This is a genomic window from Pseudomonas sp. COW5 (assembly GCF_026240005.1).
GTDB classification, from domain to species: Bacteria; Pseudomonadota; Gammaproteobacteria; order Pseudomonadales; family Pseudomonadaceae; genus Aquipseudomonas; species Aquipseudomonas kribbensis.
This window is the reverse complement of the sequence record NZ_JAPHVP010000001.1, coordinates 6,295,358-6,314,305: the sequence shown is the minus strand read 5'-3', so window position 1 is coordinate 6,314,305 and position 18,948 is coordinate 6,295,358. Positions and strand designations below refer to the sequence as shown.

At 59.5% G+C, this 18,948-nt stretch carries 21 protein-coding genes; 8 read left to right on the top strand and 13 right to left on the bottom strand.

Annotated elements, in window-relative coordinates:
• Window positions 1–216: 216 nt before the first annotated feature.
• Complete coding sequence (locus tag OQ248_RS28620) at window positions 217–504, bottom strand: fructose-bisphosphate aldolase (RefSeq protein WP_265814983.1); 288 nt, start codon at window positions 502–504, stop codon at window positions 217–219.
• A gap of 586 nt (window positions 505–1,090) precedes the next feature.
• Here OQ248_RS28620 and OQ248_RS28615 point away from each other — a divergent pair.
• A complete protein-coding gene (locus OQ248_RS28615; protein ID WP_041475210.1) occupies window positions 1,091–1,516 on the top strand; it encodes a hypothetical protein in 426 nt (141 codons plus the stop codon).
• A gap of 73 nt (window positions 1,517–1,589) precedes the next feature.
• Here the strand turns inward: OQ248_RS28615 and OQ248_RS28610 are convergent, their stop codons facing one another.
• The 3 genes from OQ248_RS28610 to OQ248_RS28600 are packed head-to-tail and all read right to left on the bottom strand — an operon-like array spanning window position 1,590 to window position 3,638.
• The gene (locus OQ248_RS28610; protein ID WP_265814982.1) at window positions 1,590–2,210 is read right to left on the bottom strand and encodes a hypothetical protein; all 621 of its coding nucleotides are present in this window, start codon (window positions 2,208–2,210) and stop codon (window positions 1,590–1,592) included.
• A gap of 7 nt (window positions 2,211–2,217) precedes the next feature.
• Window positions 2,218–3,111 carry a glycine zipper family protein gene (locus OQ248_RS28605; protein ID WP_265814981.1) on the bottom strand — a complete coding sequence of 298 codons (894 nt, stop codon included), beginning with the start codon at window positions 3,109–3,111 and terminating at the stop codon, window positions 2,218–2,220.
• The gene (locus tag OQ248_RS28600) at window positions 3,108–3,638 is read right to left on the bottom strand and encodes a PAAR domain-containing protein (RefSeq protein ID WP_265814980.1); all 531 of its coding nucleotides are present in this window, start codon (window positions 3,636–3,638) and stop codon (window positions 3,108–3,110) included. Before OQ248_RS28600 ends, OQ248_RS28605 begins: the two co-directional genes overlap by 4 nt.
• A 168-nt stretch (window positions 3,639–3,806) precedes the next feature.
• Between OQ248_RS28600 and OQ248_RS28595 the strand changes: the two genes are divergently transcribed.
• From OQ248_RS28595 to OQ248_RS28585, 3 genes are read left to right on the top strand one after another with little or no spacing between them, the layout of a single operon-like run.
• On the top strand, window positions 3,807–4,196 hold the full coding sequence (locus OQ248_RS28595) for a hypothetical protein (RefSeq protein ID WP_265814979.1): 390 nt from the start codon (window positions 3,807–3,809) through the stop codon (window positions 4,194–4,196).
• Window positions 4,197–4,210: 14 nt separating this feature from the next.
• A complete protein-coding gene (locus OQ248_RS28590) occupies window positions 4,211–4,633 on the top strand; it encodes an HD domain-containing protein (protein WP_265814977.1) in 423 nt (140 codons plus the stop codon).
• Between the two features lie 28 nt (window positions 4,634–4,661).
• Window positions 4,662–5,681, top strand: a complete 1,020-nt coding sequence (locus tag OQ248_RS28585; RefSeq protein WP_265814976.1) for an AbrB family transcriptional regulator — start codon at window positions 4,662–4,664, stop codon at window positions 5,679–5,681.
• Window positions 5,682–6,042: 361 nt separating this feature from the next.
• On the opposite strand, the gene OQ248_RS28580 is transcribed toward OQ248_RS28585, so the two are convergent.
• Complete coding sequence (locus OQ248_RS28580) at window positions 6,043–6,819, bottom strand: NAD(P)H-dependent oxidoreductase (protein ID WP_265814975.1); 777 nt, start codon at window positions 6,817–6,819, stop codon at window positions 6,043–6,045.
• Between the two features lie 84 nt (window positions 6,820–6,903).
• Between OQ248_RS28580 and OQ248_RS28575 the strand changes: the two genes are divergently transcribed.
• Both OQ248_RS28575 and OQ248_RS28570 read left to right on the top strand, forming a co-directional pair.
• Window positions 6,904–7,797 carry a LysR family transcriptional regulator gene (locus tag OQ248_RS28575; protein ID WP_265814974.1) on the top strand — a complete coding sequence of 298 codons (894 nt, stop codon included), beginning with the start codon at window positions 6,904–6,906 and terminating at the stop codon, window positions 7,795–7,797.
• Window positions 7,798–8,045: 248 nt separating this feature from the next.
• Entirely contained in the window at window positions 8,046–8,831 is a 786-nt protein-coding gene (locus tag OQ248_RS28570; protein ID WP_265814972.1) for a DeoR/GlpR family DNA-binding transcription regulator, read from the top strand.
• 96 nt (window positions 8,832–8,927) lie between these two features.
• Here OQ248_RS28570 and OQ248_RS28565 read toward each other — a convergent pair whose 3' ends face one another.
• The 8 genes from OQ248_RS28565 to OQ248_RS28530 all read right to left on the bottom strand — a co-directional run bounded on the left by OQ248_RS28565 (window position 8,928) and on the right by OQ248_RS28530 (window position 16,904).
• A complete protein-coding gene (locus tag OQ248_RS28565) occupies window positions 8,928–10,211 on the bottom strand; it encodes an FAD-binding oxidoreductase (RefSeq protein ID WP_265814970.1) in 1,284 nt (427 codons plus the stop codon).
• A gap of 158 nt (window positions 10,212–10,369) precedes the next feature.
• Window positions 10,370–11,734, bottom strand: a complete 1,365-nt coding sequence (locus OQ248_RS28560; protein WP_265814969.1) for a glutamine synthetase family protein — start codon at window positions 11,732–11,734, stop codon at window positions 10,370–10,372.
• A gap of 423 nt (window positions 11,735–12,157) precedes the next feature.
• On the bottom strand, window positions 12,158–13,501 hold the full coding sequence (chrA, locus tag OQ248_RS28555) for a chromate efflux transporter (protein WP_265814968.1): 1,344 nt from the start codon (window positions 13,499–13,501) through the stop codon (window positions 12,158–12,160).
• Between the two features lie 312 nt (window positions 13,502–13,813).
• Window positions 13,814–14,275 carry a molybdopterin synthase catalytic subunit MoaE gene (gene moaE, locus OQ248_RS28550; RefSeq protein ID WP_265814967.1) on the bottom strand — a complete coding sequence of 154 codons (462 nt, stop codon included), beginning with the start codon at window positions 14,273–14,275 and terminating at the stop codon, window positions 13,814–13,816.
• A gap of 3 nt (window positions 14,276–14,278) precedes the next feature.
• Complete coding sequence (locus tag OQ248_RS28545; RefSeq protein ID WP_265814966.1) at window positions 14,279–14,530, bottom strand: MoaD/ThiS family protein; 252 nt, start codon at window positions 14,528–14,530, stop codon at window positions 14,279–14,281.
• Window positions 14,527–15,012 (bottom strand): cyclic pyranopterin monophosphate synthase MoaC, encoded by a 486-nt coding sequence (gene moaC / locus OQ248_RS28540; RefSeq protein WP_265814965.1) that lies wholly within the window; start codon window positions 15,010–15,012, stop codon window positions 14,527–14,529. Before moaC ends, OQ248_RS28545 begins: the two co-directional genes overlap by 4 nt.
• A complete protein-coding gene (gene fdhD / locus OQ248_RS28535) occupies window positions 15,009–15,851 on the bottom strand; it encodes a formate dehydrogenase accessory sulfurtransferase FdhD (protein WP_265814964.1) in 843 nt (280 codons plus the stop codon). Before fdhD ends, moaC begins: the two co-directional genes overlap by 4 nt.
• Window positions 15,852–16,004: 153 nt before the next feature.
• Entirely contained in the window at window positions 16,005–16,904 is a 900-nt protein-coding gene (locus tag OQ248_RS28530) for a LysR family transcriptional regulator (RefSeq protein WP_265814963.1), read from the bottom strand.
• Between the two features lie 298 nt (window positions 16,905–17,202).
• On the opposite strand from OQ248_RS28530, the gene moaB reads away from it, so the two are divergent.
• Window positions 17,203–17,742 carry a molybdenum cofactor biosynthesis protein B gene (gene moaB / locus OQ248_RS28525; protein WP_085733108.1) on the top strand — a complete coding sequence of 180 codons (540 nt, stop codon included), beginning with the start codon at window positions 17,203–17,205 and terminating at the stop codon, window positions 17,740–17,742.
• On the top strand, window positions 17,739–18,944 hold the full coding sequence (gene glp, locus OQ248_RS28520) for a gephyrin-like molybdotransferase Glp (protein WP_265814962.1): 1,206 nt from the start codon (window positions 17,739–17,741) through the stop codon (window positions 18,942–18,944). The genes moaB and glp overlap by 4 nt, the downstream gene beginning before the upstream one ends.
• Window positions 18,945–18,948: the final 4 nt, after the last annotated feature.

The window sequence follows — 18,948 nt, the reverse complement described above, 5'->3', positions numbered from 1 at the left end:
TTAGAAAAATCACAGCCTTGAGTCACTAAATTCTCGGCATTTGCTGCTTGCCGAACTGCTGATGGCCAATGGCTTACGTTGAAGCTATCAAATTGATATCCCGAACTCCACAGCCAGTTCTGAGAAAGGAAAGGTGTTGTCTGAGCAATATGGGGAATTCGCCTTGACCAAACTCGCAAAAGAGGCGTGATTTATGTTGCTGGAGCGTAACCAGTCCTAACTAAGCACCTCAGTCTCCCGCTTCTCTATCACCCGAAGCACATCACTCACGTCCTGAACCAAGATTCTAGCGATGGTGGTGACTGTGTTGATGTCGTGTTCGGCGTGGTCGGGGAGGTGGACGCAGGCCATGAGGTCGAGATATTTGAGGACTGCATTCAGGCGCTCGCTGACGCAGGCGTGGAGATCGCGCAGTGGGGCGCCGGCATCGATGAACAGGACGGGGTGGTCAGTGGCGGGGTGGGACATTGGGGCGTAGTTGCACTGCGGTGACTTACTTGTCATGGGTAAAAATCCTTAGCTCAGAAAATTTCCACCGTTCGCTGCGAAACGAGTTGGGTGGCAGTTATGCGCGGGTTCGCAGACCGAGGAGCTAAGACCCGGCAGACCCGAAGGTCTCCCACGCACAACCGCCATGAAAATGGAGCACAGGCAAGTTGCCGGGCCGCATTGTGCCGGGTGTGGACTTAGCTCGCTAGGGCTGCGAAACCCTATCGCCAAATTCGTTCAGCGACAGACCCACTCTAGGCACCGATTCCCACCGTCGCAATCAGCCTGTGGGACGCAAAATCACCACGGCTGGCCAGAGAGTTCGCTCCGGCTCGGCGGCGCAACCGGCGTAAATCAAGGGCTGCGGTGTATGAGGGAAAAATGACTTGCCCTGTTTCGGCCCGCTTCGCAGCCCCACAAGAACAAGCTCCCTCACCACGCGGAGTCATTTCCTACGCCGTTTTCAGATCAAAAAAATCCTCACACATTCCTGCCCCGGAACTTTCCCCAAAACCGATGTCAATTTGATGGCGTGTCGCGACGCTCATTCATCGGCTCAAGCAGTGCCAGGCTGGTTCCTGGTCAACCATGGAAGTGTGTGATGAGACTATTACTCGCAATGTTGTTGATGTTCAGCGGCTACAGCTTTGCCAGTTGCGGCAACATTGATGACCATGATCAGCGTGCCTATTGCAATGCGAGGGAGAGCGGCAGCAGTTGCGGCAACATCGATAATCACGATCTGCGGGCGGCGTGTAACGCGGAGATGGGCGGCAGTTCCTGCGGCAACATCGACGACCATGACCAGCGCGCCTACTGCAACGCCAAACAGAGTGGCAGCAGTTGCGGGAATATCGATGATCATGACCTGCGTGCGCGTTGCAACGCGGAGCAGGGTGGAAGTTCCTGCGGCAACATCGATGACCACGACCAGCGTGCCTACTGCAATGCCACCACGGGCGGCAGCAGTTGCGGGAATATCGACAACCATGATTTGCGCGCGCGGTGTGAGGCCATGAAGCGCTGATTCACCGACCTGATTCCAAATGCAAAAAGGGACACCCTACGGTGTCCCTTTTTTGTGGGCGAGAATATTCGCTTTACCCATCGCCGTACATTAGTTCTAGTCTTTCAATCCACTCACGGGTTGCGTGAAATCTGGAGTAATACAACTGTTTTTCAGTTTCAGTCAGTTGTATGAAAAAACTGAAAAAGTAGTTTTTGTCGTAATATTCTTGAGCACCTTGCATGCTCCCTCCCCACCAAGAAGGCTCGTAGCCTTCAAAAGCAAACCATGGCGGAGGAACCGCAAATTTTTTGCGGTTAAGCATCATCAGGAAGTCAACACTGTTTGTTATCAAACGAATCGTGACGGAGTTGAACTCTCTAGTCGATGCGAAGAATATCAGTCGGTCTCCGCTCGGTGCGTTTTCGTATTCAAATACTGGAAGATCATTGAAGGTTCTTTCAGTCTTTTTTCTGAAGTTGGATTCAATGAGTGATTCAAATTGAACCAAGTCTTCTGGAGTGATAAGAAATTGCGAAAAGAATGCGCAAATATCAGCACTTTCCAAGGAAGTAGTGGGAGGCTGAGAGGATAAGTTGGTATGAGCTAAAGGCCGAGGGAATAAGCTTTTAAGCTCCTGTTTGCTGTACCCGGCAATTTGCTCTTGCCTAGGTTCTGGCTTTACCAGTGCCATTATTTTTTTGATAAAGCTCATGCTGCTCTCACTCTTGCATATATTCAGTTAGCCAAGTAGCACCTAAATAACCGGCAGTGCCAAATATAATGCCCCCGATAGCACCGCTGACAACTGCGCCAGGGCCTGTTTCGATTCCCACTGCTGCTCCGACCACCACGCCAATCCTGGCGCCGGCTATCGCCGCACCCCAACCACCAGCCTGTTTGACAACCTCAACGGATATAGGCTTGATGCTGTTTTGTTTAATTGACTCTTCAGTCGCGACCTTCAGATCGTATGCAGTGAATGCAATCCCGAACACCCGAACCACTCTCGCGCCTTTTATAAAGGCGTTTGTGACTTTGTGGGAGGTAGGCGTGAAAATCGCCTTCGCTGGAACTTTATCTGCTTGAATCAATACTTCTTTGTCGATGTTCTTTACCCAACCAGCAATTTCATCGATTTTTGCTACGTTTTTTGGTGCGTGTTTTTTGTAGTCTTCGAGGGCTTTTAGAATTTCTTCAGTCGATACTAGCTTTGCGCCGGCGGCTTTAGCTTTTTCAATATCAATGTAGACAGTTTTTCCTTCGAATCTTGGTGAGCCGTTCGGGAATTCAGAGCTCGTGGAAATATAGCCTGAGGGGTACTTTCGACTGCTGTAGACATGTTGGGCAACTGTGGCGCCAGAATCCGGTGCAACAGAACGCATTCCGTATTTTTCCGGCCAGATCTCGTTTTTGATCTGAAGTTCGGAAAGATTTTTTGCGATCAGGTGAGGGTTGTCGGGCGACGAGTAAATTTTCCTGACTAGAAATCCGTCCTTGCCGATCTCATCTACCACAACAAATAAATGAATATTGGCCGGCATCAAATAGCCGGGCACATTGCTAACGGAGTTTGCCTGCTTGTTTGTTGGTATTTTGCAAGAGAACTCCGTCATACGTCCTCCCATTTTTCAAGCGCGGCTACACCGGTTGTAACTTCAAGGGTTTCTTGCTTGCTAGTTGCGATGCGAGGTGTGTGACCAGATTCATCAGAAAAGCCTGTATAAACCCTGCCTGCTTCGTCTTTGATGTGGTACGGCACATTGGCGAGGGGCTGGCCGTCACTCCCGACGATGCAAAACTTTTCGTCAAATTTCATGGCCCAGAGAGGCATGGCTGACGGGGGGATGAATTCTGCGGGTGTGTGCGAATTTCCGATAATTACAGTTGATGAGCCGGCGATTACTTTATTGCCGTGGCCTCCGACACTTCCCACGGTTGCGGCAGGCATGCCGTTGATGAGCACGCTAGACGCAACGTCTCCCACGATGGGGCTGCCACAGGCACTCTGATCGCTCTGTCTGGCCGCGGGTAGACCATCAAAAAAAACGTCGGGGGAGCCAGCAGCGATAGGATTGACGCCATGCCCAGGTAGCGGACAGGAAGTTGGATCAGTAACTCGGGCAGCAGGTTTTCCAGACACAGTGAACATCCTTGTAAATACGCTGTTTTGGAAATGTTACACAAAAGAAGGTGGTTTGGACCATTTCACTCGTTCCCCACATCTCATCACCAAAGGTTCCCCCCCATCTGCACCACGTCGTAGACTGCGAAACAAGTTGTAACGCCTCTCCCACGGACGGAACCGCGCATGATTCAGATCGGCCATCGCAACAACGCCCCCACGCCGCAGCACAAAACCCAGGACATCTACATCTTCAGCATCGACCTGTCGCGCCCGGCGACGCCGTTCTGTTTCGAGCAATCGATTGGCGGCGGGCATATCGAGCAGGGTGGTGCGCGGTGGCTGGCGCTGGATGAGCTGGATGGCTGGCCCGGGGAGTGGCGCGAGCATTTGAGGAAGGCCAATTGCGCCTGGGTGGCCGAGTTGCTGGATGCGCATCCGGGCGAAAGTCAGGCTGATCTGGTTTCGCTGATCCTCCAGCGCTACGCCGAGCCGGTGCAGCCGACCGGGCGTTTGCAGGCGATCGGGCGCTGGTTCAAGCGTCATTTCTATATTGGCGGCCGGTACGGCGTCTGACCCGAGGAAACGCCATGACTCAGACTCTGGAACGCGCCATTGCCATTGCCGCCACGGCCCACGCCGGGCAGGTGGACAAGGGCGGCGCGCCGTACATTTTGCATCCGCTGAAAGTCATGCTGCGCATGAGCAGCCTGGAAGAACGCATCGTCGCGGTGCTGCACGATGTGGTCGAGGATTGCGGCATCAGCCTGGATGATTTGCGCAAGGAAGGTTTCAGCGAAGACGTCTTGTCAGCCATCGAATCGGTGACCAAGGTGCCGGGCGAATCCTACGAGGACTTCGTCGAGCGCGCGGCGCAGAACCCGATCGGGCGGGTGGTAAAACTGGCGGATCTGGAAGAGAACAGCGACCTGTCGCGAATTGCCTCGCCGAGTTGGGAGGATCTGGAGCGGATCGAAAAGTATCGGCGGGCGATTGGACGGTTGCGCGCTTAACGTCATTTGAATAGCCAGGAAGGCGACCATGAAATCCATTCTGTGTCTGTTGATCGCTGCCGGATTCGGCGCGCTGTTGCAGTTCGAGGGCGTACCCCACGGCTTGCTGCTGGGCTCGATTCTCGTCACCGCACTGGCTGCTACCAAATTTGGTTTCGCACCCAGGACCCCTTATGGCTTGGGTTATATCCAGGTCACGCTGGGCATCGCCACCGGACTGATGTTCGAAGCGTGGGACAGCGCGACCGTCTCGACAATGCTGCCAAGCCTCGGCCTTTTGCTGCTGTGCCTGACAGTGCAAGTGGCGCTGTCCGCCTGGTGGCTGGCGCGCGGAGCCGGATGGAACCGTACCGATGCCTTGCTGGCGGTGTATCCGGGAGCGCTGGCGGCGGTGTTTGATTTGCTGGAATCGCATCAAGCGTCGAGCAAGGTCATCATCGTGCACCTGATGCGTTTGCTGCTGATCACGGTGTTGGTGAGTTTGCTGATTCCCGGACAGGCAGCGGTCGCCGTGGCCGAGGTCGATCCGCTGTCCACGGGCATGGCGTTGACCGTGTTCTCGCTGATCATTTTGAGCATTGTTGTCGGTCGATTGCTGCTGGCGATTGGCGTGCCGGCGCCGTTCATGTTGACGGCGATTATCCTGACGGCCGTGTTCCTGAAATCGGGACGGCTGCACGGCTTTCACATGCCGGACTGGAGCCTGAATCTGGCGGCGTTGATTCTCGGTGTGCGGATCGGCTCACGCTTCCAGGGCCTTGGTCTTGCGGAACTGGGACGTCATGGCCGCACGGCACTGGTGTCGGTGGGTTTGATGATTCTGGTCGCGGCGGGGTTCGCCGAAGTGGCGGCGCGGTTGCTGGGCAGTGATGCGTTGTCGCTGTGGCTGGCCTACATGCCGGGAGCAATCGAGACCATTGCCATCGTGGCGTTTGGTGGCGGGTTGAACGTGGTGTTTATCCTGACTCACCATCTGGTGCGGATGGTGCTGCTGCACTTTGCGCCGGCATTGCTGGTGCAGGTGCGTAGAGCGCGGGAGGAAGTTTGATCTGTGCGTCGTTCACTTTTTTGTGTCTTGAGGTAGGTCATGGGGTCATGGGTTCGGTGCAAATGTGATGAGCTGGTTCACAAAAACTGGTTTTGCGGGACAGGTGTATCTCTGGTGGCTTCAGAGGATGCGCTTGATCTGCCGGATGGAAATCAAATGACCGCCAATCAACTCGTCGACAAGCTGTTTGCAGAGTCCGACATGCTTCTCAGGTGCTGGAATTGCGCTCGGATCATTTTGTTGAACGAGCGGGGCGGGGAGTTTGATATCAGGTTTTTCGCCCCCGAGCCTGATTGATCGGGGGTGTCCTGCTACTAAATCTGGGCTGCTATGCAGCCCAGCGAAAGCAGGTCGAGCAACACTAGAGGATGTGCGTTGCGAAGCCCTCGAGTCCCGGCGCAATCCCGTCCTTCAACGTCAGCGCCGGAATCTCATAATCCCCGCCATTTTGCCGTCGAAACCCTATCGGCCGGGCACTCCACAACTCATCCAGTCTCAGCCCCAGTTCTTCACACGTCCGGGCAAACCGCGCCTCATCCATTTTCCCCGTGCGATACACCACAAACGGCGGCAGCACTTCGAATCCGGGGTAGTAGAGAATCCCGTGATGAATCGGGAACAACAGATCATCGATCGGCCCGTTGATCCCGCGCTGACTGTAGTGCGATTCCCAGCCACCGGCCGTGACCATCAACATCGCCCGTTTGCCTTTCAACGTCCCTTCGCCATAACGATCACCCCAGCGGGCGTCAGAATGTTCGCCGACGCCGTAGGCAAATCCGTAGGCGTACACGCGCTCGACCCAGCCCTTGAGGATCGCCGGCATGGAAAACCACCAGAGCGGAAATTGCAGTATCAGGGTGTCGGCCCACAGCAGTTTTGCCTGTTCGGCGGCGATGTCAGTGGCTTGCCGGCCTTGTTCGAACGCGAGTTTCGAGTCGAGGGAGGCATCGAATGGCCGACTGCTGTCGCGACCGGGGCTGTCGTCGGCGTCGAGGCTGGCTTTCCAGTTCATCGCGTAGAGGTCGGAAACCTGCACGCTGTGGCCGGCGGCTTCCAGACGCTGGACGGTGAAGTCTTTCAACGCGCCGTTTAGCGATTGCGGTTCGGGGTGGGCGTAGACCAGTAGCACATTCATGGTGAAACTCCGTTGCTGAGTGACAGCAGGATCGGCGCCCGGCAGGTATATTGGAAATGAATGTCTGATATATCTGGTATAGCCATGAATAATTTACTTCGCCTGGATATCAACCTGCTGCTGACCCTCGACGTGCTGCTGTCGGAGCACAACGTCACCCGCGCCGCGCAGCGGCTGAACCTGTCGCAGCCGTCGGTCAGTGTGCATCTGGCCAAGTTACGCGACATCTTTGGCGATCCGCTGCTGCTGCCCGGCCCACGGGGCATGCGCCCGACAGCACGGGCCGATGAATTGCGCGAGCCGTTGCGCGAGGCACTGGAAGCGCTGGAGCGGGCGGTGGCGCCGGCCAGTGCGTTCGACCCGGCACAGGCAACGAATACCTGGAAAGTTGCGGCATCGGACTACGGCGAATCGACCGTAATCCTGTCGGCGCTGGCCGGATTACGCACCCAGGCGCCGGGTTCGCGCCTGGCGGTGCTCGACCTGTCGCCGCAGCATCTGGTGAAGCAGGCGGAGCAGGGCGTGATCGATCTGGCTCTGCACACCAGCGAAGATGCGCCATTGGAGCTGCATCGACGGGCGCTGTTTACCGAGCGCTACGTGCTGGCAGGGCGCGCGGGGCATCCGAAACTGCAATGCAAGCCGACGCGCGAGCAATTTTGCGAGCTTGAGCATGTGCTGGTGTCGCCGGAGGGCGGAGGTTTTTTCGGGATGACGGACAAGGCGTTGGCGGAGGCGGGGCTGAGCAGGAAAGTCGTGCTGTCGGTGCCGCACTTTCTATTGCTGATGTCAGTGCTGGCGAGTACTGATCTGGTGGCGATGCTGCCGTCGCGGCTGGTGCGCGACCGTTCAGCGTTGCAGGTGGTTGAACCGCCGCTGGCTGTGCCGGGTTACGAGATGGCGATGCTCTGGGCCGAGCGCTCGCATCGTGATCCGGCTCACAAGTGGTTTCGCGAGCATCTGGCGGCGTCCTCGTGAATCATGCATGCCCCAGGGCAATCGCAAACGACACCACGATCATGCACGCAAACGCAAAATTGAGATTCATGAGCTGTTCATCCTGAGCTTTATTGAAGTGGTGCCATTGTGAACAGGCTGAAAGCAAAGAAAAAATTCGGCTTCATGATTTCAAAGATCGAAACAATTGATATCAGCCGGTTTGTGTTTGGCAGATGCATTGGTTAGGCTCGCCAAACCTGCAATTACAAGCACAAACAGGCAAAACCATGCACGATCATTCCGCTACCGAGCTGCCGTCCCTGCGCCGGCAGAAAATCCTGCTGATCCTCGAACGAGACGGCAAGGTCATGGCTTCCGAGTTGAGCCAGCACTTTGCGGTGTCCGAAGACACCATCCGCCGCGATCTGGCCGAGCTGGACAACGCCGGGCTGGTGCAGCGGGTGCATGGCGGGGCGCTGCCGCGACCGAAGGACACCGGCAAGGATTACTTCACGCGGATCAGTGAAACCGACGAGGTGAAAACCAGCCTCGCGCAGCTGGCGGCGGGAAGGGTGAAGGATGGTCAGATCGTGCTGTTCGATTCCGGCACCACCACCTTGCAGATCGCCCGTTCGTTGCCCTCGGATATCTCGATCACCGCCGTGACCACGTCACCAATGACGGCGATCACCCTGGCGGAATACAAGGGGATCAAAGTGATTCTGGCGGGTGGGCAGTTGAATCTGGCGACGATGTCGGTCAGTGGCCACGAGACGGTGCGGCTGCTGCAAAGCATCAAGGCTGACCTGCTGTTTACCGGGGTTTGCGCAATTCATCCGGAGGTGGGCCTGAGTTCGCTGTATTTCGATGAAGTGCCGGTGAAACAGGCGTTGTTCGACAGTGCGGCGCAGGTGATTGCCGTGACCACCGCCGACAAGCTGGGGGCGGTGGAGCCGTTCGTGGTGGCGCCGTGCAGCCGAGTGCAAACGTTGATTACCGAGCGGCATCTGGCGTCGGGCAGTGCCGAGGATTATCGGCGGTTGGGGATTGAGGTGGAGCAGTTGCCTGACTGAGGTTTTGCAGTGAGGCCGTTGGCCTCATCGCCAGCAGGCTGGCTCCCACCGTTGATGTGTGTGGGAGCCAGCCTGCTGGCGATGGGGCCCGTTCAATCAGCGCAATTTTTCAAGCATCTGGTAGTACCACATGCCCGCCGCCAGCATCGGATTCCCCAGCAGATCCCCCATCGGCACCCGAATGTGCGAACACGCGGCAAACGTGTCGAACTGCTGCATCTGCCCGGTGATCGCGCGGCTCATGATTTCGCCCATGATGTGGGTCGTGGCGATGCCGTGGCCGGAGTAGCCCTGGCAATACCAGACGTTGTCCGAGAGCTTGCCCAGTTGCGGGATGCGGTTGATGACGATGCCCATCGCGCAGCTCCACTGGTAATCGATCTTCACCCCCTTGAGCGCCGGGAAGGTTTGCTCGATGCACGGCCGCAGTTCGCCGGCGATGTCCCGTGAGTCCTTGCCGCTGTAGTTGGCGCCGCCACCGAACAGCAGGCGACCGTCGGCGGTGAGGCGGTAGTAGTCGAGGACGAAGCGGCAGTCGTAAACGGCGAGGTCTTCAGGGTTGATCTGCCGGGCCAGATCCCCCAGCGGTTCGGTGGTGACGATGCCGCCCATGGCCGGGAAGATCTTGCCCTTGAGCTGGCCCGGTTCGAGCTTGTGGTAGACATCGCCGGCCAGCAGCACCTGATTGGCGTCGATCCGGCCATGGGCCGTGCGCACGCCCGGGTTGTCGCTGTGGATGATCTCCAGCACTTCGCTGTTCTCGAAGATCAGCGCGCCCAGGCTTTCCGCCGCTCGCGCCTCGCCGATGCACAGGTTGAGCGGGTGCAGATGCATGTTGCGGGTGTTCTTGATTGCGCCGTGATAGAGGTCGCTTTGCAGCAGATCGCGCACCTGGCTACGGTCGAGCAGGCTGACTTCATCACCCATGCCGCGACGCACGGCTTCGTCGTAATCGCTGCGCAAACCGGCCATGTGGCTCGGCTTGTAGGCCGCATGCAAGTGGCCGTGTTTTAGGTCGCACTCGATTCCGTATTTTTCGACGCGCTGTTTGATGATTTCGTGGCCGCGCCAGCGCAGGTGCCAGATGAAATCGTCGACGTCATCGCCCAAGGTGTTGCGCATCTGTTTGCGCATTGCGCCGTCGCCGGACAGGCTGCCGGTGACCTGCCCACCATTGCGCCCTGTGGCGCCCCAGCCGATCTTGTGGCTTTCGACGATGGCGACTTTCAGGCCTTTTTCGGCCAGTTCGACGGCCGTGGAGACGCCGGTGAAACCGCCGCCGATGATCACCACATCGACCTTGTGCCGGCCTTGCAGGGTCGGGTAGTCGGTGTCGCGGTTGAGGGTGGCGGTGTAGTAGGAATTGCTGCGTTCAGTCATGTCAGTGTCCAGATTCGGAAGTCGTGCACGGACCCTGTGGGAGCTGCGGTTCGACGATTCGACTTGCCCGCGAAGGCGTCGTCACATTCAACACTTCAGGTGACTGTCGCATCGCTTTCGCGGGCAAGCCCGCTCCCACAAGGGGGCGGAGTGATTAATCAGGCTTCTGTGAGGTACCAGCGCCAGTCCTGCTCACCCACTTCGGCCATGAACTGCCGGTATTCCGCGCGTTTCACTGCCAGATACACCCCGAGAAAATCCTGCCCCAGCGCATCCCGTGCCCAGGCCGATTTTTCCAGCGCCGTGAGCGAAGTCAGCCAGTCGGTCGGCAGCAATTCCTTCGCCTGCGCATAGCCATTGCCCTGCACCGGTTCGCCCGGATCGATGTCTTCTTTTATGCCGCGATGAATGCCCGCGAGGATCGCTGCAGCCGCCAGATATGGGTTGGCATCGGCGCCGCAGATGCGGTGTTCGATGTGCCGGGTGTTGGCCGGGCCGCCGGGTACGCGCAGGCTGACGGTGCGGTTGTCGACGCCCCATGTCGGCGCCAGTGGCGCATAGCTGTTGGCCTGGAAACGCCTGTAGGAGTTGGCGTTGGGGCAGAACAGCAGCAGCGAATCGAGCAGAGACGCGAGCATCCCGCCAATCGCCGTGCGCAGCAGCGGGGTGCCGGCCGGGTCTTCGGAGGCAAACAGATTGCGGCCCTCGGCATCGGCGAGGCTGACGTGCATGTGCATGCCGGTGCCCGCCAGATCATCGAAGGGCTTGGCCATGAACGTTGCTTGCATCCCGTGCTTGTGTGCCACGGCTTTGACCAGTCGTTTGTAGCGCACGGCCTGGTCCATTGCCTCCAGCGCATCGCCGTGTTCGAGAGTTATTTCCACCTGGCCCGGCGCGTATTCCGAGATCGCCGTGCGCGCCGGAATGCCGTGCAGTTTGCAGGCGCTGTAGAGGTCGGCGAGAAACGGCTCGATCTGCTCCAGCTCACGCAAACCGTAGACCTGCGTGTGCCTCGGTCGGCCGCCGTCGGCATCCAGCGCCGGTTGCGGGCGACCGTTGTGATCGCGTTTGGCGTCGAGCAAGTAGAACTCCAGCTCGCAGGCCATCACCGGGTGATAACCCTCGGCCTTGAGGGCGTCGATGACCTTGATCAACAGGTGACGCGGGTCGGCAATGCTCGCTGGCATCCCTTGTTCCGGGTGCATGCTGACCTGCACCGCAGCGGTCGGAATCTGCCGCCATGGCAGGCGCACCAGACTGCCTTCCAACGGGTAGGCGCGGCAGTCGATGTCGCCGACGTCCCACACCAGACCGGAGTTTTCCACGTCCTCGCCGTGCACGGTCAGGCCAAGGATGGTGCTTGGCAGCGGGCGACCGCTTTCGTATACGGCGAGCAGTTCTTCGCGGTGCAACAACTTGCCGCGGGGCACGCCGTTGGCGTCGAGGATGAACAACTCGATCATGTCGATGTCGGGGTTCTGATCCAGAAAATTGCGTGCGTCTTCAATGGCTGCGAATTTCATAATCAATCACTCACGATGGCGCCGCACAGGCGCGCAGATTCGGGCCGGACGCAGCTCGGCAAAACGCGCGGGCGTCCTGGCAGGGATATCGAAAAAAGAGGAGGAGCTGTCGCGGTTTTTAACGGCGCGATCAGACGGGCAGGCAGATATCCGGCGGGCGTGCGGAGTGACGCAGCTTGGAACGGCTCAGGGCCATGGGGAGATTGACGATGCGATTCATGCGCGGCCCCTGTGAAGGAGGGCGCACAGTGCAGAGACGTTCAACGATTCTGATTGTTGTAGTGACGTGCTCATGACGCGTGTTTCCGTTGGCGGAAAACGTCGGCGGCGGGAGTGTCCCGCCATGCCGGTGTGGCTGGATAGTAAGGGGGAAGTCCGGGATAAGTAAACGCCTGATTCCGATGCGCGCGGCATGCCACCGGTTCAGCGCAGCAGATGAAACCCCAGCCCGACGAGGGCGCAAACGATCAACACCTCGATCACGCCGCGCTTGAAAACAAACAGCCCGAGGGTGGCGGCGAGGGCGAGCAACAGCGCAAAAAAATCAGGCGGTGCGGCAAAACCCTTGGGCCAGAACACGTGGTAAGCAAAGAAACACGCCAGATTCAGGATCACGCCGACCACGGCAGCGGTGATCGCCGTCAGCGGTGCGGTGAACTTCAATTCGTTGTGGGTCGACTCCACCAGCGGCCCGCCGGCAAGGATGAACAGGAACGAGGGCAGGAAGGTGAACCAGGTCACCAACGTCGCCGCCAGCGCACCGGCGGCAAACGCATGTTCCGGGCCGAACGTCGGTTGCACGTAAGCCCCGACGAACCCGACGAACGCCACCACCATGATCAGCGGCCCCGGCGTGGTTTCGCCCAGGGCCAGGCCGTCGATCATCTGCGTCGGCGTCAGCCAGCCGTAATGCCCGACCGCGCCCTGATACACGTAGGGCAGCACCGCATAAGCACCGCCGAAGGTCAGCAGCGCCGCTTTGGTGAAGAACCAGCCCATCTGGGTGAAGGTGCCGTCCCAACCGAACAGCGCCGTCAGCAGCGCCATTGGCAGACACCACAGCAACGCGCCGATCAGTACCAGACGCAACAGCCTCGGCAGACTGAATCGCGCATGCTCGGGCGCAGGCGTGTCGTCATCGATCAGCGCCGGGCCGAAAGACTTTTCGCTGCCACGATGACCGCCATTGTTGAATCGCTGAGGCGCCCAGCGTCCGCCGAAATATCCGATCACTGCCGCGCCAAGCACGATCAGCGGAAACGGTACGTTGAAGGCAAAAATCGCCACGAACGCCGCTCCGGCAATTGCCCACAACCAGCCATTTTTCAAGGCTCGCGAGCCGATGCGATGAGCCGCGTGCAACACAATCGCGGTGACCGCCGGTTTGATCCCGTAAAACACCCCGGCCACCACCGGCACGTCGCCAAACGCGATGTACACCCAGGACAGGGCAATCAGGATCAGCAGCGACGGCAGCACAAACAGCGCCCCGGCCAGCACGCCGCCACGGGTTCGGTGCAGCAGCCAGCCGATGTAGGTCGCCAGTTGCTGGGCCTCGGGGCCGGGCAGCAACATGCAGTAGTTGAGCGCATGCAGGAAGCGCCGCTCGGAAATCCAGCGCCGGCGCTCCACCAGTTCCTGATGCATGATCGCGATTTGGCCGGCGGGGCCGCCGAAGCCGATGCAGCCGAGTTTTAGCCAGAAGGGCCAGGTCTGGCGCAGGGGGATGGGTTGTGGGCGGGGCAGGTCCTTTGGCGGTTCGCTCAAGTGTGGCTCCCGGATTGAATTGTGGTGGAGCGGCTATCTAATCAGGATTTTATGAAAGAGTGGCGTCTGCCTTACCCTCACCCCAGCCCTCTCCCGGAGGGAGAGGGGGCCGACCGAGGTGTCTTGCGTCAAACATCGACCTGAAAGTCCGAGTCGATTATGGATTCGAAACTACTGTTATTCGGATTCAACGCCATGCGTTCAGACCGGTATCCGGATTCAGTGCTATGCGTTCAGCTCGGTGCATTTCCCGAATATCCCCCAATCGGTTCCCTCTCCCTCCGGGAGAGGGCTAGGGTGAGGGGGCGATCTTCAGGCATGCGCCAGACTCCAGCGAAACGCCGCATTCAGATCACTCTCCCGCGCCTCGACCCAATGCGACCCTTCGGGCGTAGTCTCGCGCTTCCAGAACGGCGCACGGGTCTTCAGCACATCCATGATGAACGCGCAGGCCTCGAACGCCGCATGCCGATGCTTGCTGCTGACGCCAACAAACACAATCGGCTCGCTCACCGACAGCGCGCCGACCCGATGCACAATCTCCACCGCCAGCAGCGGCCAGCGCTCGCGGGCCTGTTCGGCGATCTGCTCCAGAGCCTTTTCGGTCATGCCCGGATAGTGTTCCAGAAACAGCTCGCTCACCGATTGCCCGACGTTCAGATCCCGCACATAACCAATGAAATTCACCACCGCGCCCACCCGTGGATTGCGCGCATGCAAATCGGCAATCAACTGACCGGCATCGAAACTTTTACGCTGGACTCGAACCCCCATGGTTCAACCTCCCGTGACCGGTGGGAAAAACGCAATCTCGTCGAAATCCTTGATCGCCTGATCCGGCTGACACAAATCCTGATTCACCGCACACATCAGGTTGCCGGCACCGAGCACTTCACGCCACAGATCACCACGCTGCATCAGCATCTGCCGCACGTCTTCGACACTGTTGAGTGAATCCGTCGCGGGGATCTTTTCCCCGCCCAGATTGAGCCGGTCACGGTAGCTCGCGAAGTAGTTGATCAGAATCATTGCGGGTTCTCCCATTGAAAGTGTCCTGAGCGGCCGCCCTGTTTACTGAGCAGGCGGATGTCGCCGATGACCATCCCCCGGTCCACCGCTTTGCACATGTCGTAGATCGTCAGCGCGGCGACGCTGGCGGCGGTCAGGGCTTCGAGTTCGACCCCGGTCTGGCCGGTGAGGCGGCAGGTGCTGGTGATCTGCACGCGGTCCGGTTCGCAAGCCTTGAGTTCGACGTGGATTGAACTGAGCAGCAATGCATGGCACAGCGGAATCAGTTCGTGGGTGCGCTTGGCCGCCTGAATCCCGGCGATCCGCGCCACGGCGAACACGTCGCCCTTGGAGTGGCCGTTGGACTGGATCATTTGCAGGGTTTCCGGGCGCATCTGCACCCAGGCTTGCGCGGTGGCTTCACGGCGGGTCGCAGCTTTGTCACTGACGTCGACCATGTTGGCGCGGCCCTGATCGTCGAGGTGGGTGAGGGTGTTACTCATGCGGTTGGCTCCTGGATCGGGCTGTAGATTCGCGGGGCGTTGCGGTGCGGAACGTGGATCAGGTTCAAGCGGTGCTTGAGGGCCCAGCGCACGGTCAACGCGGTGGGGGCGGACAGGCTGACGAGGGTGCCCAGGCGGGCACGCACGGCTTTGTGGATCAGTTCGAGACTGCAACGGCTGGTGACCACGACGAAGCCCTGACGCGCATCAAGGCCTTCGAATTGCAGGGCGCCGATCAGCTTGTCGAGGGCGTTGTGGCGGCCGATGTCTTCGCGGCACAGCAGCGCTTCGCCGTCGGCGTCGAAGTACAACGCCGCGTGCAGGGCGCCGCTGCTGCGGGCCAGTTGCTGGGCCTGTTCGATGCGCTGGCGGATGCCGTCGAAATGCGCGGCGGGTGGCAGCGGTGTCGGCGTCAGGATTTCCAGTTGCGGCAGCGCCTGCTCCAGCGCTTCTACACCGCAGAGCCCGCAGCCGCTGGTGCCCGCCATCTGCCGGCGATGATCTTTCAGGGCCCAGAACGCGCGACTGGAAATCTGCACATCGGCCTGGCAGGCCTGGTCAAAGTGAGTCAGGCGGATGTCGTGGATATCATCGAGGCTGTCGACGATGGCGTTGCTCAGGCTGAAGCCGCGAATGAAGTCCTCGATGTTGCCGGGCGAGACCATCATCACCGCCTGGTTCAGGCCGTTGTAGCTGATGGCCAGTGCGATTTCCGCTGCGAGGGCCGCGTGGGACAGTGGCGCATCGTCGAGGTATTCGCGATAAGCGACCTGCGCCGGTTGTGGCGCGGGGGCGTTGGCGTCGCCCGATTCGATGAGTTGTTCAACCTGGCACAGCATCCTGAAAATCCCCGAAGCGCTGAAGTGGGTTCAGGCTACGGGGCAGGGAAAAGTGCGTCCAATCGCTTGTTCCGATGCAGTGATTGGATTGGTCGATCACTGAAGGCGAAGTTGAAAGCGTTGCACCGAAGTGCAACTTTTCAGGAGGGTTTGTTAAATGTTGGGCGCCTCAATACCGAACATCTTCCGCGCCTCGGCAAAACACTTCTCGGCAATCGCCGAACGAGGTTCGGTCTTGCGCATCACCAGCCCCAACGGCGCGAGCACGCTGGCATCCGGCAGGTTGATGAAGGCCAGGTGCTCGATCGGTTCTTCCAGACCGCTGTCCAGCGGCATGATCGAGCAGCAGAAACCCTGGTGAATCGCCTGCAACAGTTGATAGGTCGAATCGCTTTCCATGATCGGCTGCGGATTCAGCCCGCGACTGCGGAAACTCAGGTCGATGGATTTTCGGTAATGCATGCCGGTGGTGATCATCCCCAGCGGCAGTTCGGAGGCGTCTTCCCAGCTCATCTCCGGGCCTTCGAAATGGAAGTGACGGGTGTCGTAAAGCAGGCCGACGCGGGTTTCGCCGATCTCGAAAAACTCGAAATAGTTCGGGTTGACGTGGTCCAGATAACACACGCCCAGGTCCAGCTGATTGTTGCCCAACCCCTCGATGATCTCGTCCGAACTCAGCGACGACAGGCTGTATTTCAGCTCGGGAAATATCCCCGATAAACCCTGAATGTAATTGACCGGATTGAAGTTGCTCAGCGGCACCAGTCCCAGACGCAGGCTGCCGACCAGTTGCCCGCGACAGGCGGCAGCTTCGGCGAACAACCCGTCGTGGGCGGCCAGCAGGGTGCGGGCCCAGGCCAGTACGCGCTCGCCGGCCTGGGTGAAACCCTCGAAGCGCTGGCCGCGATTGACCAGCACCAGATCCAGCTCGTCTTCCAGATTGCGCAGGCGCATCGACAGGGTTGGCTGTGTGATGTGGCAGCGCGCGGCGGCCTGGCCGAAGTGGCGGGTTTCGTCCAGCGCGATCAGGAACTTGAGTTGTTTGATGTCCACGAAGGCACCTGCTCGAAGGGAAATTTGGATTGAGTATTGACGCAGATGCGTACGGCGCACGAAAAGCGCAGGTGGTGACGATCCCACTGATCGCGTTTTACGTCCAATCGGAAGCGTTTAAGAGGCTATCGAGGGATTCAATCATGGCCGGTTTCATTGGCTGGATCAGTGAGCGCCGCCCGATAAAAAACAGCCGATAGAGCGGCTCGATAATGCGGTTGGTTAGAGTGATTAGACAGTCTTGATAAGTGGCACTTAGGCTCTGGCCCAATTGAATTGGCGAAGGCCGGAGAGTGCCATGAGTGTTAAAGCGGATGCCCTGTTTGTTCCCTTGAATATTGCCGTGCTGACGGTCAGCGATACCCGCGATTACGCCAGCGATACCTCCGGCCAGTTGCTGGTCAGCCGCTTGCTCGAAGCCGGCCACACCTTGAGTGAACGCAACCTGCTCAAGGACGACCTGTACAAGATCCGCGCTCAGGTCGCGCAGTGGATTGCCGACGACGGCATTCAAGTGGTGCTGATCACCGGCGGCACCGGTTTCACTGGCCGCGACAGCACCCCGGAAGCCGTGGCTTGCCTGCTGGACAAGCAGATCGACGGTTTCGGCGAGCTGTTCCGCGCCATCTCGATTCTCGACATCGGCACCTCGACCGTCCAAAGCCGCGCGCTGGCGGGCCTGTCCAACGGCACGCTGGTATGCTGCCTGCCGGGTTCCACCGGCGCGTGCCGCACGGCGTGGGAGGGCATCCTCGCCGAGCAACTGGATAACCGTCACCGTCCGTGCAACTTCGTCCCGCATCTCAAACCGGTGCAAGCCTGCGGGCCAAGGGGATGAGCAAGCCTGGATTGATGCCGGTCGAGGACGCACTCGATCAGTTGCTGGCGATGGCCAACGAACAGCGCCTGCCGGACAGTGAACCGGTGCCGCTCAATGAGGCTCGCGGCCGAGTATTGGCCAGCGATCTGGTCGCCACCCTCGACCTGCCGCCATGGCCGAACAGTGCCATGGACGGTTACGCCTTGAACCTCGCCGATCTGCATCGCCAGCCGTTGAGCGTGTCGCAGCGGGTCTATGCCGGGCTGGCGCCGGACGCCTTGTTGCCCGGCACCTGCGCGCGAATCTTCACTGGCGCGCCATTGCCCAATGGCGCCAATTGCGTGGAAATGCAGGAAAACACCGAGGTGCTGGAGGACGGTCGCGTGCGGTTTCTGCAACCGCTGAAAGTCGGCCAGAACATCCGCGCCCAGGGCCAGGAGAACCGCGTCGGCGACACTCTGCTGCGCGCCGGCAAACGCCTCGGCCCGTTCGAACTGGCCGTGGCGGCGGGGCAGGGCATGACTCATTTGCCGCTCGTGCGCCGACCGCGTGTGGCGCTCCTCTCTACCGGTGATGAGCTGGTGGAACCGGGCCAGCCGTTGCGTCCCGGCAGCATCTACAACAGCAATCGCACCTTGCTTGACCATTGGTTGCGCGAACTGGGTTGCGAGGTGATCGACGCCGGGATTCTTCCCGATCGTCCGGCGCAGACCCGGCTCAAGCTTGAGCAACTGCAAGTGGCGGCCGATCTGATTCTGACCACCGGCGGCGTGTCTGCCGGCGATGCCGATTGCCTCGGCCAGGTGCTGCGTGACAACGGAAAACCGCTGCTGTGGAAACTCGCGATCAAACCCGGCAAACCGCTGACGGTCGGCCATTTCGGCACGGTGCCGGTGATCGGTCTGCCGGGCAATCCGACCTCGGCACTGGTGACCTTCGGCCTGCTGGCGCGCCCGTATCTGCTGCGCATTCAAGGCGTGGAAGAGGTGATGCCGTTGAGCTTCACCGTCAACGCCGGGTTCGACTGGCCGAAACCCGGCAGCCGCCGCGAGTACCTGCGGGTGCGTCTGGAGGGCGGACAAGCGGCGCTGTATCCGAATCAGAGTTCCGGCGTGCTGCTCGGCGCGACCTGGGCCGACGGGCTGGTGGAAATCCCGGAGCACAGCACGTTGCGAATGGGCGATCCGCTGCGTTTCATTCCGTTCAGCGAGCTGTTCTGAGGGC